The 17,600-nt window shown below is 39.0% G+C and carries 13 protein-coding genes and 1 pseudogene; 3 read left to right on the top strand and 11 right to left on the bottom strand.

The annotated features are described in order from the left end of the window. Positions 1–88: 88 nt before the first annotated feature. Together DW963_RS09970 and DW963_RS09965 are read right to left on the bottom strand one after the other, a co-directional pair. Complete coding sequence (locus DW963_RS09970; RefSeq protein WP_117915490.1) at positions 89–622, bottom strand: hypothetical protein; 534 nt, start codon at positions 620–622, stop codon at positions 89–91. 574 nt (positions 623–1,196) lie between these two features. Continuing rightward, a complete protein-coding gene (locus DW963_RS09965) occupies positions 1,197–1,913 on the bottom strand; it encodes a hypothetical protein (protein WP_117915488.1) in 717 nt (238 codons plus the stop codon). A gap of 91 nt (positions 1,914–2,004) precedes the next feature. Between DW963_RS09965 and DW963_RS09960 the strand changes: the two genes are divergently transcribed. The 3 genes from DW963_RS09960 (at position 2,005) to DW963_RS09950 (ending at position 5,431) form a co-directional block, all read left to right on the top strand. Further along, positions 2,005–3,006: a hypothetical protein gene (locus tag DW963_RS09960; RefSeq protein WP_117915486.1), complete on the top strand. Its 1,002-nt coding sequence runs from the start codon at positions 2,005–2,007 to the stop codon at positions 3,004–3,006. Between the two features lie 111 nt (positions 3,007–3,117). Further along, complete coding sequence (locus tag DW963_RS14160) at positions 3,118–4,695, top strand: ABC transporter permease subunit (RefSeq protein ID WP_502694417.1); 1,578 nt, start codon at positions 3,118–3,120, stop codon at positions 4,693–4,695. A gap of 13 nt (positions 4,696–4,708) precedes the next feature. Further along, positions 4,709–5,431, top strand: a complete 723-nt coding sequence (locus tag DW963_RS09950) for an amino acid ABC transporter ATP-binding protein (RefSeq protein ID WP_195366962.1) — start codon at positions 4,709–4,711, stop codon at positions 5,429–5,431. Positions 5,432–6,168: 737 nt separating this feature from the next. On the opposite strand, the gene truA is transcribed toward DW963_RS09950, so the two are convergent. The 9 genes and pseudogenes from truA to DW963_RS09905 all read right to left on the bottom strand — a co-directional run bounded on the left by truA (position 6,169) and on the right by DW963_RS09905 (position 17,576). Beyond that, the gene (gene truA, locus DW963_RS09945) at positions 6,169–6,918 is read right to left on the bottom strand and encodes a tRNA pseudouridine(38-40) synthase TruA (protein ID WP_117915480.1); all 750 of its coding nucleotides are present in this window, start codon (positions 6,916–6,918) and stop codon (positions 6,169–6,171) included. Positions 6,919–6,960: 42 nt separating this feature from the next. Next, positions 6,961–8,614: pseudogene (locus DW963_RS09940) on the bottom strand (RecQ family ATP-dependent DNA helicase). Between the two features lie 3 nt (positions 8,615–8,617). Beyond that, complete coding sequence (locus tag DW963_RS09935) at positions 8,618–10,225, bottom strand: GGDEF domain-containing protein (protein ID WP_117915478.1); 1,608 nt, start codon at positions 10,223–10,225, stop codon at positions 8,618–8,620. Positions 10,226–10,379: 154 nt separating this feature from the next. Further along, entirely contained in the window at positions 10,380–11,429 is a 1,050-nt protein-coding gene (locus tag DW963_RS09930) for a type IV pilus twitching motility protein PilT (protein ID WP_117915477.1), read from the bottom strand. A gap of 74 nt (positions 11,430–11,503) precedes the next feature. Then, on the bottom strand, positions 11,504–12,145 hold the full coding sequence (locus DW963_RS09925) for an endonuclease III domain-containing protein (RefSeq protein WP_117915475.1): 642 nt from the start codon (positions 12,143–12,145) through the stop codon (positions 11,504–11,506). A 3-nt stretch (positions 12,146–12,148) separates the two neighbouring features. Next, positions 12,149–13,615, bottom strand: coding sequence for a sodium-dependent transporter (locus tag DW963_RS09920; protein WP_117915473.1), 1,467 nt, complete (start codon positions 13,613–13,615; stop codon positions 12,149–12,151). Positions 13,616–13,688: 73 nt separating this feature from the next. Then, complete coding sequence (locus DW963_RS09915; protein ID WP_117915471.1) at positions 13,689–15,389, bottom strand: extracellular solute-binding protein; 1,701 nt, start codon at positions 15,387–15,389, stop codon at positions 13,689–13,691. Positions 15,390–15,393: 4 nt separating this feature from the next. Next, on the bottom strand, positions 15,394–16,242 hold the full coding sequence (locus DW963_RS09910; protein ID WP_117915469.1) for a sugar ABC transporter permease: 849 nt from the start codon (positions 16,240–16,242) through the stop codon (positions 15,394–15,396). Then, positions 16,239–17,576, bottom strand: coding sequence for a carbohydrate ABC transporter permease (locus DW963_RS09905; protein ID WP_117915467.1), 1,338 nt, complete (start codon positions 17,574–17,576; stop codon positions 16,239–16,241). Before DW963_RS09905 ends, DW963_RS09910 begins: the two co-directional genes overlap by 4 nt. Positions 17,577–17,600 lie beyond the last annotated feature (24 nt).

Below are 17,600 nucleotides of genomic sequence, written 5' to 3'. Positions count from 1 at the left end.
TATCTCCCGCATATAAACCGGCATATTAAGCGCATCTGTTAACTGCGCAAAAATTGTCTGCCACACCTTATTAGTGCAGCAGACACATTTACATGTACATATTATTATAATTACTGTTCTTTTTCTTGTCCACAATATACTTATACACTGTGACACACGCAAGAATAATCATAAGTCCCTCTGCTGCCATGTATGTATAGAACAGATATGGCTGTCTTAACGCTGACACAAGAAGTGGTGAACTCATTGCAAAATCATACATTCCAGCATCACCTATATACTTAGACATAACAACCGTACTCATGATTGTTATATTAGGAAAAGACATATTGCCAAGCACAAGTGCCACGATCAGCACAGCATTGCGTATTAAGAAAAATGTCCTGCTCACCTTAGCCTTACTAAGACAGCTCATAACAATGCCTCCGATTATACATACAAGAAATAAAAGAAACATCATATACATCTCAGAAGCTGCAATTGCAGATACTTCCGTTGTCGCAGTCTCATATCCTGTAAGCAGTGCAAAGAACCCCAATATAGAGCGGCCTCCCATAATACATGCCGCCACAACAAATAATAATAGTAAAAAATTCCTTCTGTTTAGCTTCCTGTTATCCATAATTCCTCCATTTGTATTATTATCGCAATTATGGAGGAAGATTTCAATAAATATTTGCGCAAACTTCATATTTTATTGTCACCCACCGCCACTCACCCATCAGGCACGCACTGGTCCACTGGGGTCTGGAACACGTTATGAATTGCTAATTTAGCAAGTGGTGCTTTTGGCTTTTTCTATTGTTTGTGTTCATTCGACATCTGTACACTTCCGTCATTGTGTCCGCCTGTGACCTACGCCCGATATATTGCGAACTGTGTGGGAGTTAATGCCGCTATATACATAAGGGCGGTGTGCTAAAGCACGTTCAAGCGGAGCGCGTTTGATTTAGCACACCGTAATAAACTTTGTAGATAGCGGCATTTACTCCCACTAAGTGCAGCAATCCTTGAGGGCATATGCCACAGGCGGACACAATACCAGAAATGTTCATCTGCGAATGGACACAAACATTAAGCCAAAAGCACCACCTGATAAATTAACGCAATTCTAACGAATCGTTCCAACCCCAGTGGACCAGTGCGTGCCTGATGGGTGAGTGGCGGCGGGTGGCTTAATAATATAAAGTTTGTGTCTATATGAACTTGCTGCGCCACTTAATTGCCTCATCCCTATACGCAATTGCTGTCTCCATAAGTTCATTATACTGTGCCTTAGCACTTTCTATTGTTGCCTCAAGCTGCGCAATTACCTGCTTAGACTGCGCCTGTTGCTGCATATATGTATTAAGCTGTATCTCATATTCATGAATTTTTTCTTCATTTTGTTTCAGGCTGCCTGTGTCCTGACACGGTACGAATTTTCCATCTGCCGTAATCTCATAGAAACTGTCTACATATAAAAATGCTCTTCCCTGCATTCCAAACACTTCATACATATCAACATTTTCACAATCCACAGGAATGTTAAGACTGTCACCTTCTTCCAGTGGGCAGACAGCCCTCAGCGACAGTCTGTCCGTAAGCGGATTTGTCACCATATAAAACAGCAATAACCTGTCTTTATTTACTACAAGCTGTGGACAGTGCATATCTGGGTTCTCACTGCTTTTCACACGAAAAAGTGCTTCGTTGTTCATCACATTTTTAACAAGAATATCTCCGTTCTGGTTCTGATATGCATAATATATTGTGTCTCCCAGCACCACATCTGAAAGTCCGTCCAGAAAGTCTGACGCAAGCATTATCGGGCGCTCTATACCGTCTATGTACGCCGTTCTCAAAAATATATATCGTGATATGCTATAGATTATAAGCCGTCTGTCGCTGCCTGCTGTGTATACATTTGCCATAAAAGGACACTCCCGTTTTTACATTATTATATGGTCACGCGAATGTAGATAGAACATATAATGTAGTAAAGAAACGAAGAAGGAAAAGATAATGGCTAAATGTAAATGCAGCAAATGTGGTTCTACCCGCATTGTAAGCAATATTGTGCAGAACATGCCTAATGGCTGCTTTGATGTATGCACGAACCCGATATGCGGTTCACCCGATGAACTCAGTATTCTTGCCCCTCTTATCTATGACGAGATAGGTATTAATCTGTGTACCACATTCGCTGTCGGCACAGATATTTCAACGACTTATCCAACAGCTACCAACGCATCAGTCAGTGTTATAGATATAACCTACACTTATGGTGATGAAAATGTTGAAATCACCCAGATAGCCGGAAGGCCTAACTGCTACTCTGTGAAACTTACCAACCTTACTGTAACATTTGCAGTAACACTTTATGATGAGTCATGCAGGGCATTAGCAACTCTTACCCCAACGGCAGTCTACCTTCCTAACTCAACTACTGCTGCAACTTATGATGAAGACACCAATCCGACATCTGTGACCCTTGAAATATTCGCTCCTTACGGAGTTTCCTACAACTCAAATAACGCAACTCCACCTGTTTATACGCCTGCACTTAACAGTATAGGTTTCTTATCATCTGACAATGTTGTAACCCAGGGACTCAACCTCTATGCAATACCTAAGCTTTTAGGTCTTGATACTACAGATGATGAGGTTACTGTAGGTCTTACTCTCATCTTACAGAGCCTTTACTTCTGTGGATACCGCGTAACAAGTGCCGGCAGAATCTCAACACCTAAGGGCAGCATTGTTACCGGTGAAGAATCTGACTGCATCAAGTTCGTTTGCGGCAACCTCTTAGACAGAGCCATCAAACCTCTCGATTTAAGCCCACCTTCATGCGAAGGTAACTTAAAAAAAGACTGCAAGAAGCCTTGCATGAATGACTGCACCGACACTCTCAACACTAACAGCACAGCCTGCCAGAACACTTGTAGCAATGGCAATAACAGCCAGACTTCCTCTGGTGCATGCGCCGGACCTTGCAATGGCATATGCAGCAAGACTAACTGATAACCTCAACCTGTGGGAACAGACGCCTGCCTGGCGGCTGTTCCCATGTACATATTTTCTTCCATCGCAAATATTTTAATTGCTAATTTCCCCACTATGTGTGTATAATTAATGAAATATATTATATTGAACTGTTTTATACACAGCTCGCATAGAAAGGAGTTACTAATGAATTTTAAAAAGTACAGGTCGAGATTCCTTTTGGTTTTTGCGGCCCTCACTCTCTTGTTCTCTTCTGTTCTTCTTACTTCATGTCAGGGCAAGAAGATTAAGAACACAGTATTTTCTGTAGATGACCTTGCAGGCAAGACTATTGGTGTTCAGTTAGGAACAACTGGTGATACTCTCGTAAGTGATTACGAAACTGACGGTTCAGGCACAACCGTATCAAGATACAACAAAGGTTCTGATGCTATACAGGCTTTAAAGCAGGGTAAAGCTGATGCTGTTGTTATTGATGAACAGCCTGCCTTAGCATTTGTTAAAACTAATCCAGACCTTACAATTCTCGAAGAAGAATTTGCAAATGAGGATTATGCCATCTGTGTTGCTAAGGGCAATTCCCTTACTGCAAAGCTCAATGAAGCTATTGAAGTACTTATGGCAGATGGAACTATCCAGAAGCTTATTGATGATTATGTTGGCGATAATGCTACATTTTCAGGTTACAAGTCTCCAGAAGGTGTAAACCGGACTAACGGAACTCTTATTATGGCTACAAATGCTTACTTTAAGCCATACGAGTACTATGAAGGCGGCTCTATTATCGGTATTGACGCTGATATTGCACAGGCTATTGCTGATTACCTCGGCATGAATTTAAAGATTGAGGATATGGAATTCGATTCAATTATTACTGCTGTATCTTCTGGTAAAGCCGATTTTGGTATGGCTGGTATAACAGTTACAGATGAGCGTAAGAAAAATATCGATTTCACAACTACTTATACAACTTCTAAGCAGGTTATTATTGTACGTGACGACAATGCGTCTGCATCAGGCATGAGCTTTGCCGAGAAGTTTAAGACAGACTTCATCAAAGAAGCAAGATACACTTATCTTCTTAAGGGTCTGTTAAACACAGTAATTATTGCATTCTTTGCAGCACTTATGGGTGTTGTTATTGGTTTCCTTATTGCAGTTGTCCGTTCTAACCATGATAAAACAGGACACATGAAGATTCTTAACTTTATTTGTAACATTTATCTTACTGTAATCAGAGGAACACCAACTATGGTACAGCTGCTTATTATCTACTATGTAATATTCAGTTCTGTGCATATTGACAAGCTTATTGTTGCGATACTTGCATTTGGTATCAACTCAGGTGCTTATGTTGCCGAAATATTCCGTTCAGGTATTATGTCTATTGATAACGGACAGTTTGAAGCAGCACGAAGTCTTGGTCTTTCTTATAAAACAACTATGATAAGTGTTATTCTTCCACAGGCATTCAAGAATGTTCTCCCAGCACTTGCTAATGAGTTCATTGTTCTGTTAAAGGAAACATCTATCAGCGGTTACATCGGTCTTAACGACCTTACAAGAGGTGGCGATATTATTCGAAGCATAACTTATGATCCAATGCTTCCACTTATCGGGGTTGCCATCATCTACCTTGTAATGGTTATGGGACTTTCACAGCTTGTTAAGAAACTTGAGAGGAGGTTAAGAAGCAATGAGCGATAATACTAACGAAATCATACTTGAAGTTAAAAATCTGAAGAAATCTTTTGGCGACCATGTTGTATTAGAATCAATCAATACAACAGTCCGCAAAGGAGAGGTTATTGCAATTATCGGACCATCCGGCTGCGGTAAATCAACATTTTTACGTTCACTTAACCTTCTTGAAACTCCTACAGAAGGTCATGTATTATTCCATGAACAGGATCTTACAGATAAAAGCGTAAATGTGGATGAATTAAGAGAGAAAATAGGAATGGTATTCCAGCATTTTAACCTTTTCCCTAATATGACTATAAGAAGAAATATAACACTTGCTCCTACTAAGCTGGGACTTATGAGCAAGGAGGACGCTGATAAGAAGGCTGATGAGCTTCTTGCAAGAGTGGGACTTTCTGACAAAGCCGATGCTTATCCTAACCAGTTAAGTGGTGGTCAGAAGCAGAGAGTTGCTATCGCAAGGGCACTCGCAATGAATCCTGAGATAATGCTTTTCGACGAGCCGACATCAGCACTTGATCCTGAAATGGTTGGTGAGGTTCTCGCAATCATGAAGGAACTTGCCGCATCAGGAATGACAATGATTGTCGTAACTCATGAGATGGGATTTGCAAAAGAAGTTGCCAACAGATGCATGTTCTTCTACGATGGTGTCATCAATGAAGAGGGGGCTCCTGAAGAATTCTTTGGCAATCCTCAGAGTGAGAGATTGAAGGATTTCTTGTCGAAGGTGCTTTAATTAGTACAAAGGTGGGCATTGAGATAGGGAGATGTTATACAAGCCTCATGGATGCCTGCACCTAGTGTAAGTAAATGCCGTCATATACAATGTCTTTTAGCTGTGTAAAAATCAAACGCGCTTCGCTTGAACGAGATTTTTACACAGCACTTTTTGTATATAACGGCATTAACTTACACACGGTTCGGCATAAATCGGTCTTGCATAACATCTCCCAATCTCAAAGCCACCACCCCGCTACTAGGCAGCCAAAATAATTACAGACATGCCGTACAGTATACATTACATCTCTATTGGTATTCCCATATGTTCATTCCATATTTCTTCTGCATTATCTGCAATAGATCCCTGCACTATATGCAAAAAGTTATGAAAAATTTTGTTCAAGTCCATCAAAACAAACATATCCACACCCAGAATGCAATGCCGCAGGCGAGCATTCGTCCGGAGGCTGACTACTTGAAGAAGAAAAAGTCAGCCGTACAGTGTACTGTGGGATAGGTGTGTGGTATCCTTAGGTGTATGCCCGAATATTCTTATGTCGTGTGAAAGTTAATGCCGCAATCTGCTAAAGGTTGGGACTTGTAATCTCGTTCAAGCGAAGCGCGTTTGATTACAAGTTCCATTATAAACTTAGCAGATTGCGGCATTTAGTTTCACTAGACATAAGAATCCTAAGGGCAGATGCCTAAGGACACCACACACCCTTCCACAGTTACTGTACGGCGTCCGGACTATCAAGCCTCCTTCGAGTAGTCAACCTTCAGAAGACACAGTCCCTTTGCCGGCGCAGTTGCACCTGCAAGGCTTCTGTTTCTCTCCTCTAAAAGTTCATACATACTTTCTGGTGTTCTCTTTCCCTGTCCAACTTCAAGAAGTGTACCACTTAATATTCTTACCATATACTGTAGGAATCCGCTTCCATGATATGTAAGATTAAGGAATGAACCCTTTAAAGAAACATCAATTGAATAAATCTCACGTACTGTCGATTTCTTCATCTTGGGATTGCCACAAAATGATGCAAAATCATGTTCTCCAGTAAGTATGTCTGCTGCCCTCTTCATGGCTTCAACATCCAGCTTACCCTCAATTATATTGACATATTTTCTGTTAAATACAGGCTTTTTATCCCCAACATAACATGTATAGCAGTAAGTTTTCCCCTGCGCATTGTAACGGCTGTGAAATCTGTCAGATGCAACACGGACCTCCTGCACACAGATATCTTCTGGAAGATATCTGTTCATATAATCGCATATCTCATCTTCCTTCATCTTAGTTTCCATATGCGCATTGGCTACCATTCCCTTTGCATGCACTCCGGCATCTGTTCTTCCTGCACCTATAACCTCAACCTCAGTTCCTGTCATGGCAGAAAGCACTGATTCTAACTTGCCCTGAATTGTCATATCAGTAGTCGGCTGATGTTCCCAGCCATAATACCTTGTACCATCATAAGTAATTATCATCTTATAATTCTTCATTCATATCTCCCATTCATTCTTCTGTCCATAAACACTTTAATCTCATCTTGCCAGATTCTGCTTCATTCCATCAAGAAAATCGTATATTTCATCCATAAACACCTTGCCATAGCGCTCATATTTATTCTCACCAACACCGCTTACTGACAGCATTTCTTCCTCATTAAACGGAACTTTAAGACACATATCTATAAGCGTCCTGTCTGAAAATATTACATATGGCGGAACGCCTACTGAAACAGCTATCTGTTTTCTTAACTCACGCAGTCTGTTAAACAACATAACGCCTCTGTCATTAAGTGCATCCTCCGGCTTCTTTGACTTGGGCGTTGCATATGCTGATTTTGCAGCAGCGGCAGAACGCTTCATTCTATCTGCCACCATTGCAGCATTCCTTGATACAGGTGCGCTGAAACGGTTTCCCGGATACATATAAGCCTCGTCTGCTTCCTGTTCTGCCTCATCAATAACACAGTTAGAACAGTTATGGCAGTTGTATCGTCCCCCCTTTGGATTGTCTGGCCTTTCTCCAAAATATTTAAGTATATACTCTCTTAAGCAGCCTGTTGTCTTGCAGTAATCTACCATTGCATTAAGCCTTCTTTTATCAAGAATCATAAGCCGTGCCTGTTCTTCTGCATCCATATCAGGATTAGGCTCTCTGTGTTCTATGAAAACTTATTTATCATAATATCCTGTGGAGAATACAACAGTACGCATTCTGAATCCTCCCCATCTCTTCCGGCACGTCCAGCTCCTGATAATAATTCTCTATGCACTGCGGCATATTATAATGAATTACAAATCTTACATTTGACTTGTCAATTCCCATTCCAAATGCATTAGTTGCAACAACAACCGGCTTGATATCATATATAAATGAATCCTGATTTTCTTTTCTTTCTTCTGCTGAAAGGCCCGCATGATACTTAGTCACAGAAAGTCCGTTGGCATTAAGCATGTCATAGACTTTTTCAACATTTTTTCTTGTAGCACAGTATATAATCCCACTATCCTGTCTGTGGCTTACAAGGTAATCAAGTATATATGAATCCTTGTCCTTAATATGCTTGACCTTGAATGTCAGATTGCTTCTGTCAAAACCTGTAGTGAGTATTACCGGTCTTTCGAGGGAAAGAATCTGCAATATATCATCTCTTACTTTGCTTGTCGCTGTAGCTGTAAACGCGCTTATTATAGGACGCCTTGCCAGCTTCTTAACAAATGACAATATATTCAGGTAACTTGGTCTGAAATCCTGTCCCCACTGTGATATACAGTGGGCTTCATCTACGGTAATCATAGATATCTCTACATGTGTGGCAAAATCAATAAAGCCCCATGTTTCCAGCCTTTCAGGTGCAACATATATAATTTTATACCGTCCCTGCTTTGCAAATGCGAGTGCCTTAGTTATCTGATTATCTGTCAGTGAACTATTAATATAAGCCGCATGTACACCAGCCTGATTAAGTGCTCCAACCTGATCCTTCATAAGCGATATAAGTGGCGACACAACAAGAGTAATGCCGGACATTAACAATGCCGGCACCTGATAACATAATGATTTTCCCGCACCTGTAGGCATAATTCCTAACACATCCTGCCCTGCAAGAATAGCATCAACTAACTTTTCCTGACCCGGACGAAATGAATTATACCCAAAATAATGCTTTAAAATTCCATATTTATCCATATATCACTCTCTTTTCAATCTTCTCTTACTTTCGTACATTCTCTTATCAGCTCTGCTTCTTGTATCTTCAAAGTTCTTATCTGTCTTTATATCATATTCAGCATAACCACATGCAATCTGCACATTAAGGTCTTTGATTTCAAGTGCTTCTTCAGCATACTTTTCAAGTTCCCTTAGCTGCTTCACATGTCTTCCAATATCAAAGCTTTTTTGCTTCTGATTAATTACAGTACAGAATTCATCCCCACCTATACGATAACATTTACCATGTCTGCCAAATATCTCTTTAATAATTCTGGCTGATGCCTGTATATAGGCATCTCCTGCTGCATGCCCCAGATTATCATTACACCACTTAAGGTTATTAAGGTCAAATGTCACTATAGAATACCCTTCATAATCAGAAGTTTCCTGTTCCCACTCTTCAAATGCAAAGCGATTATAAACCCCTGTCATAGTATCAGTTACAGCCATCTCTTTGTAGAAATCCACCTTCTGACCTTCTTTAATCTTCTCATATGCTTCTGATATGCTCTCATAACCAAGCACAATAATAAATATAAGAATACCCAGTTTTCCTATAAGATCTGTCTGCTGCATTCCCTTATAATATGCAATAAGATCAACAATCATAGAAATTCCAAGTGCAGCCGCACCTATAATATTAGACTTTACTTTCCTGTCAAAGCCTTTAACCCATACTCTTTTAATAAGAACTGTCCAGAAATATACAAGTGACATAGCAAGCATCATATGTATAATGTACACGCTATTCTTAAATTCCCACACACCTGTCATATGACATACAAGCAGTATTACAGCTGTTGCAGCATATATGGCGCACAAGATATTATTCACAGCACTTTTCCCTATCTGGAAAAAATTCTTCTCTGCCTGCATAAAAGGAATAGGCATCATCATAAGCAGTATATACCCTATCAGTGAACCTATCTTCCTGTTCTCCACAAGAATTGTTGCAATATCAGTTTCATTAAGAGCCCATGCACCTATAATCATTGCAAATATACCGAAATAAAACAGTGCTTGTGTCTGTGCAATTTTCTTTCTACAGAAAATCCATAATATAACCATGGCAAATCCAACTATTATTATAAACGAACTAAGTACTGCTGATGGCAGCGATTTCGCAATAAGCTCTTTTACAAGTTTTGTCTCGTCGCCATATCCAAATGTTGTTTCTCTTATCTTATGACCATCATATACATTAGTAAGCCTTACAATTATATCTGTTGTATATGGAGGAATGTTCACAATCGTATAATTAGTTCCAGTGGTTGTTCCATATATAGACCTATGTGCTTTTATATAATATATAAGTCTTCCACCTGCATATACTTCTACTTCCTGATGCCTGCTTACAAATGCCAGTGCATTATTATTTCCTGCACTTGCTTTAATCTTCACATAATATTCAATTGTGTCATCTCCAATATATCTTGTATCCTCTGGTTTAACTACAGCACCCGTTCTTTTATCTTCCGGTGTCACCTTATCTACAGTGCTGAATATAAATCCTGAAGCCATAAAAAGCAGAAATCCTAATAAAAATATACCGTAAAAAAACCTGTTAATTAATTTAATTCTTTTCATAAAAAAAGCCTTTCAGCCGTACTATAGTGTTGTCCGTAATGAATCTAACCCTATAATACAGTAGAATGGCTTTCTTTTCAAATTATTTTTTGTTGTTCTGTATTTTGTACACTATTCGCAAAGTTATAAAACTGCATAACACTACAAGTTTATATTATATACTCTTTGCAAGCTCAGCAGGGTTCTCTGAAAACTTCAGAGCTACATCCCTTGAAATAACCCTTGTCTTAACAAGATTAGCAAGTGAATAATTCATTGTATGCATACCTGACTGCATATTCGACTGAAGAACTGTCTGAATCTGATTGGTTTTCTTTTCTTTGATAAGATTAGCTACTGCTGTATTGTTAATCATTATCTCTGTAGCTGCAATTCTTCCCTCATGCTCTGCACAAGGTACGAGTGTCTGTGTTACAACTGCTGCTAATACAGATGCCAGCTGTAATGTAAGTGCTGACTGTGCCTCTACCGGACATGCACTGATTATACGTTCAACTGTCTGTGCTGCACTTCTTGTATGAAGAGTTGATAATACAAGATGTCCTGTTTCTGCCGCTGTAATTGCCGCATTGATAGTTTCATAGTCTCTCATCTCTCCTACGAGAATAACATCAGGATCTTCACGAAGTGCTGAACGAAGTGCTGTCGCAAAATCAGGTACATCTCTTCCTACCTGTCTCTGATGTATCATAGATTTCTTAAATCCATATACATACTCTATAGGATCTTCTACTGTTATAATATGTCTTGCCATATTGTTGTTAATATAATCAATCATAGCTGCAAGTGTTGTAGACTTACCACTTCCTGTAGGACCTGTTACAAGAATAAGTCCGGATCTTTTCTCAACAAGCTTAGAAAAAAGTTTTCCCGAATGTCCCAATTCTTCAAACGACGGTATAACAGAATCAAGAAGACGGATACTTGCTGCAAGATTTCTTCTCTGATGATATATATTAATTCTTAATCGTCCACCAGACTCATCAGTAGATGCTACATCAATATCTTTTCCAGCCTGAACAGTCTGTATATCTTCATCGCCAAGAATTGAGAATATCATCTCTTCTGTTTCTTCTATCGAAGGTGTTATATCAAGAAGCTGAAGTTCACCATATTTTCTTACCGCAACCGCTTCCCCTGCAGTAATATGCAGATCTGAACACCTGTTATCTCTTGCGTATTTAATTAATTCTTTTAATTCCATGTTCCCCTCCCATACAATTTGTCCATTAGTATGAACAACAATAAAATACTACCATAATAAAAATGCATATTCAATCACACTTTTATCCCATTTTTCTTACATATATCATTAAGGCAGCATCTTTCACAGTGTGGCGTAGTACGCGCCGTACATACCTCTCTTCCGTGGTCTACAAACCGGTGGCATAATCCGCTTCCTTCTTCTGGTGGAACTATCTTCCACAATGCCATCTCAACCTTCTTAGGCTCTTTCTCGTCTTTTACAAGACCTATTCTGTTACAAAGCCTTATACAGTGTGTATCTGTAACAATTGCCGGCTTTCCGAACACATCACCCATAATAAGATTGGCACTCTTCCTTCCAACTCCAGGAAGCTTTAATAATTCTTCCATACTGTCAGGAACTTTATCATTATACTGTTCATGAAGCATGCGCATACATGCACATATATCCCTTGCCTTGCTTTTTCCAAGTCCGCATGGTCTTATAATCTTTTCAATCTCTTCTGGAGATGCTGCAGCAATTGAGGCTATATCAGGATATTCCTCATACAGCCCCTTAACCACAACATTTACTCTTGCATCAGTACATTGTGCAGCAAGTCTTACGCTTACAAGCAGTTTCCAGGCATCATCGTAATCAAGACTGCACTCCGAATCCGGATATTCTGCCTTTAATCTTCTGATAACCTCTAAAGCAAGTTCTTTCTTAGTCATAGCTTACGCATCTTTCTTCTTATAATTAGCAATTCCGAATATTGCAAGAAGCAATACACACGCAAATAACATCCAGCCAACAAGATAACCTGTTCCCATTGGTTTAAATGTGTCATAGTAACCCTTAAGGTATACAACTACTATAATAGCCGGAAGTATGTAACTCATATAGAATCTTAACCAGTCAGGAAGCTTAGGTCCTTTTCCTTCATTAGCTTCTTTTCTGAAGCCTTCCCATCCCCAGCCGTTCTTCTTGGTACAGAATAATACAAATATCATACTTCCGAGAGGAAGCAGATTATATGAAACAAGGAAATCCTCAAGATCCATAATTGAACTTCCCGGACCAATAGGCTGGAAAGCTGCAAGCTTGTTAAAGCCTAATACTGCAGGAAGTGAAAGCAGTATCATGAATATAACATTACCTGCAACAACCTTTTTCCTGGAAAATCCCTTAAGATCAATATAAAAAGCAATAATGTTCTCAAATACAGCAATTACAGTTGATAATGCTGCAAATGACATGAATACAAAGAATGCTGTTCCCCATATTCTTCCTCCTGCCATATGATTAAATATGTTAGGCAGTGTTATAAATAAAAGTGATGGACCGGCACCCGGAGCAACACCATATGCAAAGCATGCAGGAATAATTATGAATCCTGCCATAAGAGCAACAAATGTATCAAGCAGAATGATGTTAACAGCCTCTCCACTTATTGTTCTGTCTTTCTTTAAGTAGCTTCCGAATATCTCCATTGCACCAATACCTACACTAAGTGTAAAGAATGCATGTGTCATGGCATCAAATATAACCGGCCCTAAACCTCTTGATTTAATAGCATCAAGATTAGGCACCATATAGAATTTAACACCTTCTGATGCATTAGGAAGCACAAGTGAATGAACTGCCAGTACCACAATAAGAATAAGGAGAAGTAACATCATAACCTTAGTAATCTTCTCAACGCCCTTCTGTAACCCTAATACACATACACCAAACGAAAGTAAAACTGAAACAATCATCCAGATTGTCATTGTACCCGGCTGTGAAAGCATAGTTCCAAATGCACCTGAAACCTCATCTGGCTCTAAACCTGCTAACGAACCACTTGCCTCACGCCATGCATAATAAAGCATCCATCCTGCAACCATAGTATAGAAAGCCATTAATATGTAGCTTCCTACTACCGATACCCATTTGAAATGATGCCATTTACTTCCCTTAGTCTCCAGTTCTTCAAATGCCCTTGCAGCACCTTTACCGCTTCCTCGTCCTACTGTGAACTCCGCACACATAATAGGAAATCCAAGAATTGCAAGAAATACAAGATAGATAAGCACGAATGCCGCACCACCATTTTCCCCGCATATGTATGGAAATTTCCACACATTACCAAGTCCCACCGCACAACCGGCAGACACTAAGATAAAGCCGAGTCGCGAGCCGAATTTTTCTCTCTCTTTCAAAATAAAACCTCCATCGTTAATATATTTACATTAATTAAGATTGTATCATATATTACTATATTTTCACAGCCAATTATTTCATACTCTGACTGACTTCTGATGTAATAGTCTGACCGCCCTGTTCATTCCATTCTTTTACAAATGTATCAAAGTAAGATATATCTTCTTCTCCGCTTATAATCTTTAAATATGCCTCTTTTTCTTTAGCCTTAAGTCTCCACCAATGGCTCTTCATTGTGTCTGTGGTCTTAAAATAAAGTGAGTCAACTACCTTTATATTATCCTGTGCAATAAGACTGCATGCCTTAATTCTTGACATATACGCTGCCCATTGCGTACTTGTTTTGTTAGCATTCTTAATATACTCACTGCATGCATCATAAAATGAACGCTCAAGAAGTTCCAGACTGTCAGGATTCTTTCTTCCCGAAATTGTGGCATCTATATTCCTGTAACATATTGAAAGTGCATTATTATAATCAACATTTATTGATAAAGGTCTTGCCGTAGGTTCAACATTAAGCTGATAGTAATTCTTGAATTCTTCTGAGTCTGTACAGTCAAATCTTACTTTATCAAACATAACGCTTATCATCTTTGCTGCAATCTCAGGATGTTCATAGCCCTTTCTTACAACAACATATTTGTAACACGGGTTCTGGCTGTGATAACTCGTTGTTCCATCCGAATCCGTTGCTATTAAATATGGCTGCCAGTCCGCATCCGGATTTCTGCTTACTGCATTAGCAAGCGGATTATTCGGCGCCCACCATGGTCCGAAAAACGAGCCACACAGACCATTCTCTATAAGCTCACATATGTTGGTTGATGTTCTCAGAAGAAAATCATTATCTATAACACCCTGATTATACAGGCTGCTTATATACGAAAGTGCTTCTTTTGCCTCATCTGTAACCGAACCATATACAATCTCACCATCATCATTCATTATCCACTGCTTTGGATACGCCCCAAAGCAGGCAAATATTATATCCAGCAGAAATTCACTGCTGTAACCACATTCACCTGTCACATCTGTATCCACTGCAAGCCCCACTGTATTAGGTTTTCCTGATGTATCCACTCCATTATTTCCAGGGTCTTCTGATATAAAATGTTTCACTATATTAACAACATCATCAATAGTGTGTGGCTCTGACAATCCAAGCTTATCCATCCAGTCTTTTCTTAACCACACCAGATTAGGTCCGTCTGTTATATTAGTCTCAGGCAGTGCCATTATCTTTCCATCGTATGTAACCATATCCTTAAGTGAATCCCCATAGCTTTCATACATTTTTCTGATTCTGTCACTTATACAGTTATTGTAGCTTTCTGTAAGGTCCTCTATAAGTCCTGCTTCCACTAACTGTTCAACCTCATCCTGACTTGATACAACCATGATATCCGGCAGGCTTCCCATTGAGATTGCCATAGAAACGTTAGTGTCATACTGGCTGTCGTTTGCTTCAAATGCATCAACATTCTGCACATTAATCACAGACTTAATATAGCGTGTGTACGCATTATCTGTATATGTGTCATTCTCCGGCATATTGGAATTATTAACACTTGTCATCTTTCCAAGTGTATATTCTATAGTCTCGGGGTAAGCCCCGAATGGCGTTGTTCTCGCTTCTTCCATTCTAGCATTGTATTCTTCATTATCATTAGACGCAAAACCAGCCGGGCTTTTACACCCGGCTAATATAAGCATTATTCCTGTGACACCAAATGCCACACATTTTTTTAATGTTTGCTTTAATCTATTCATATATCTAACCCTTCACTGCACCTGTCATGCTTTCATTATAACATCTTTGCATTATCATAAACAAGGCTGCAATTGGAATTGATATAAGAACTGCTCCTGCTGCAAATCTTGTGTACCATACATCAACATACTCCTTTTCAAGCATCTGCCACAAGCCGATTGCTACGGTATAATACTTCGCATTTGCCCTGCAGATTACTCTTGCAAATATGAAATCTACCCAAGGTGCTATGAATGATGTAAGTATTGTATACACTATAATTGGTTTACTAAGAGGTATTGTTATCTTGGTAAATACCTGCCACTTCGTTGCTCCATCTATCATAGCAGCCTCATCTATTGTCTTAGGGATAGTATCAAAGAATCCCTTTGCAATGTAAAACTGTATTCCTGATGATGCTGAATATACAAGCACAAGTGCAACTCTTATCATTGCTCCTTCTGAAAGTCCTACTGCTTTAAGTATATAATATACAGCAACCATCGCCATAAATGCAGGGAAAAGTCCAAGTATCATTGCAATATTCATCATTACTTTTCTCATCTTAAACTTAAGCCGTGACATACAATAAGCCACTGACAGAACAAAAAATGTAGATATAATACACGAGAATACTGCTACTATCAGTGTATTGGTAAACATTCGTGGGAAATTAAGTATTCCTGTATCTGTAAAAAGCTTTAAGTAATTATCAAATGAATACTGCTTTGGGAAGAAGGAGCTTGTATAAGCACCCTTCTGTGCCCTGAAGCTTGTGAGGATTATCCAGAAAAGAGGACTTACCCACACTATCGCTAATATTGTAAGCACTGTATGTGCCAGTATATTTTTAATAGTCTTTTTCTTTTTCACTGGAATCCCTCCTCATCTTTATACGCTTTCGTTCTTCTGTATACAAGTAGTGAACCAATCGCTAAGAATATGAATGTCATAATACCGATAACAGCACCAAGATTATAATACTGATAATCTATTGTCATCTTGTACAGCCATGTTACCAGAAGGTCTGTCTTTCCTGCTGTTGCACCTGCCATAACAGGATCTCCCTTAGTCAGCAGATAAACAATGTTAAAGTTGTTAATATTAGCAGTAAATGTAGTGATAAGATATGGTGCCGTTACAAATAACATATATGGCATTGTTATCTTAATGAACTTGACAAATCCATTAGCTCCATCCACATCTGCTGCCTCATACAGTTCCATAGGTATATTCTGTAATATACCTGTAACCTGCAGAATAGTATATGGAATACCTATCCACAGATTTACCACGATTACTGTGATTCTTGCCCAAGTCGCATTTGTAAAGAATGGCAGTGATTTTGTTATCCAGCCTGCATTCTTTAAAACAACATTTATAATTCCATCCTGTGCCAGCATGCTTCTGACAATAAGAAGTGAAACAAACTGTGGAATTGCAATTGAAAGTATAAATATAAATCTCCAGAAAGCCTTTAATTTCGTACCTTTTCTGTTAATAAGCAGTGCAACAAGTATTCCGAATATGTAATTGAGAAATGTTGCAAATACTGCCCATACTATAGTCCAGCCAAATACTGACCAGAATGACTGTCCTATCATGCTTCCTGAATCGAATATCTGCTTGAAATTCTCAAGTCCTACCCAGTCGAAAAGCACCAGATGATTGTTAACCTTACTATAATTAGTAAATGCCATGCTTATCATAAAAATAAGTGGAAGTATTGTAAATATAAGCACACCTGATACCGGAAGTGTAAGCAACAGCTTATGAAGGTTCTCATTAAACAACGACTTCACGTCTTCTGCAAATGTATTTATATGCTTTCCTTTTTCCTTTAACAGTTCCAGCTTATATGAACTTTTCACAGCACCCGCTGCAACTATTATGTAAGCTATAATCATGAATATTGTTGCTATTCCATATAGAAGTATAAGAAGTGAATTATCACCTGCAACATACTCATATATTCCAAGCTTCTCATTCCAGACCTCCTGCTGCGGTCTGCTTCCAAGACCTGGAAGCATCGCAAGGCAGTTAATTCCCTTCATAATCATAAAGCATACAAAGGCTGCTTCTATAGCTATATACATAATTCCCTTTATAATCTGCTTTCCTACAAGATTACCAAGTCCTGGAATCAGAATACTTAACTTCGTAAATATATTTCCTTTTCTAAATGATTCAGTGAACTTAACTGCCATTATGCGCCACTCCTTTCAGCATTT

The organism is Eubacterium sp. AM46-8 (genome assembly GCF_003466705.1).
In the GTDB taxonomy this organism is placed as follows: Bacteria; Bacillota; Clostridia; order Lachnospirales; family Lachnospiraceae; genus Lachnospira.
Note: the sequence above shows the minus strand (reverse complement) of the source record. Positions and strands in the feature narration are given on the sequence as shown.

Coding starts and splice junctions, on each gene's coding strand:
- DW963_RS09970 (WP_117915490.1), bottom strand. CDS start 622: ATGGATAACAGGAAGCTAAACAGAAGGAATTTTTTACTATTATTATTT.
- DW963_RS09965 (WP_117915488.1), bottom strand. CDS start 1,913: ATGGCAAATGTATACACAGCAGGCAGCGACAGACGGCTTATAATCTAT.
- DW963_RS09960 (WP_117915486.1), top strand. CDS start 2,005: ATGGCTAAATGTAAATGCAGCAAATGTGGTTCTACCCGCATTGTAAGC.
- DW963_RS14160 (WP_502694417.1), top strand. CDS start 3,118: ATGAAATATATTATATTGAACTGTTTTATACACAGCTCGCATAGAAAG.
- truA (WP_117915480.1), bottom strand. CDS start 6,918: ATGAAGAATTATAAGATGATAATTACTTATGATGGTACAAGGTATTAT.
- DW963_RS09935 (WP_117915478.1), bottom strand. CDS start 10,225: ATGAAAAGAATTAAATTAATTAACAGGTTTTTTTACGGTATATTTTTA.
- DW963_RS09930 (WP_117915477.1), bottom strand. CDS start 11,429: ATGGAATTAAAAGAATTAATTAAATACGCAAGAGATAACAGGTGTTCA.
- DW963_RS09925 (WP_117915475.1), bottom strand. CDS start 12,145: ATGACTAAGAAAGAACTTGCTTTAGAGGTTATCAGAAGATTAAAGGCA.
- DW963_RS09915 (WP_117915471.1), bottom strand. CDS start 15,389: ATGAATAGATTAAAGCAAACATTAAAAAAATGTGTGGCATTTGGTGTC.
- DW963_RS09905 (WP_117915467.1), bottom strand. CDS start 17,576: ATGGCAGTTAAGTTCACTGAATCATTTAGAAAAGGAAATATATTTACG.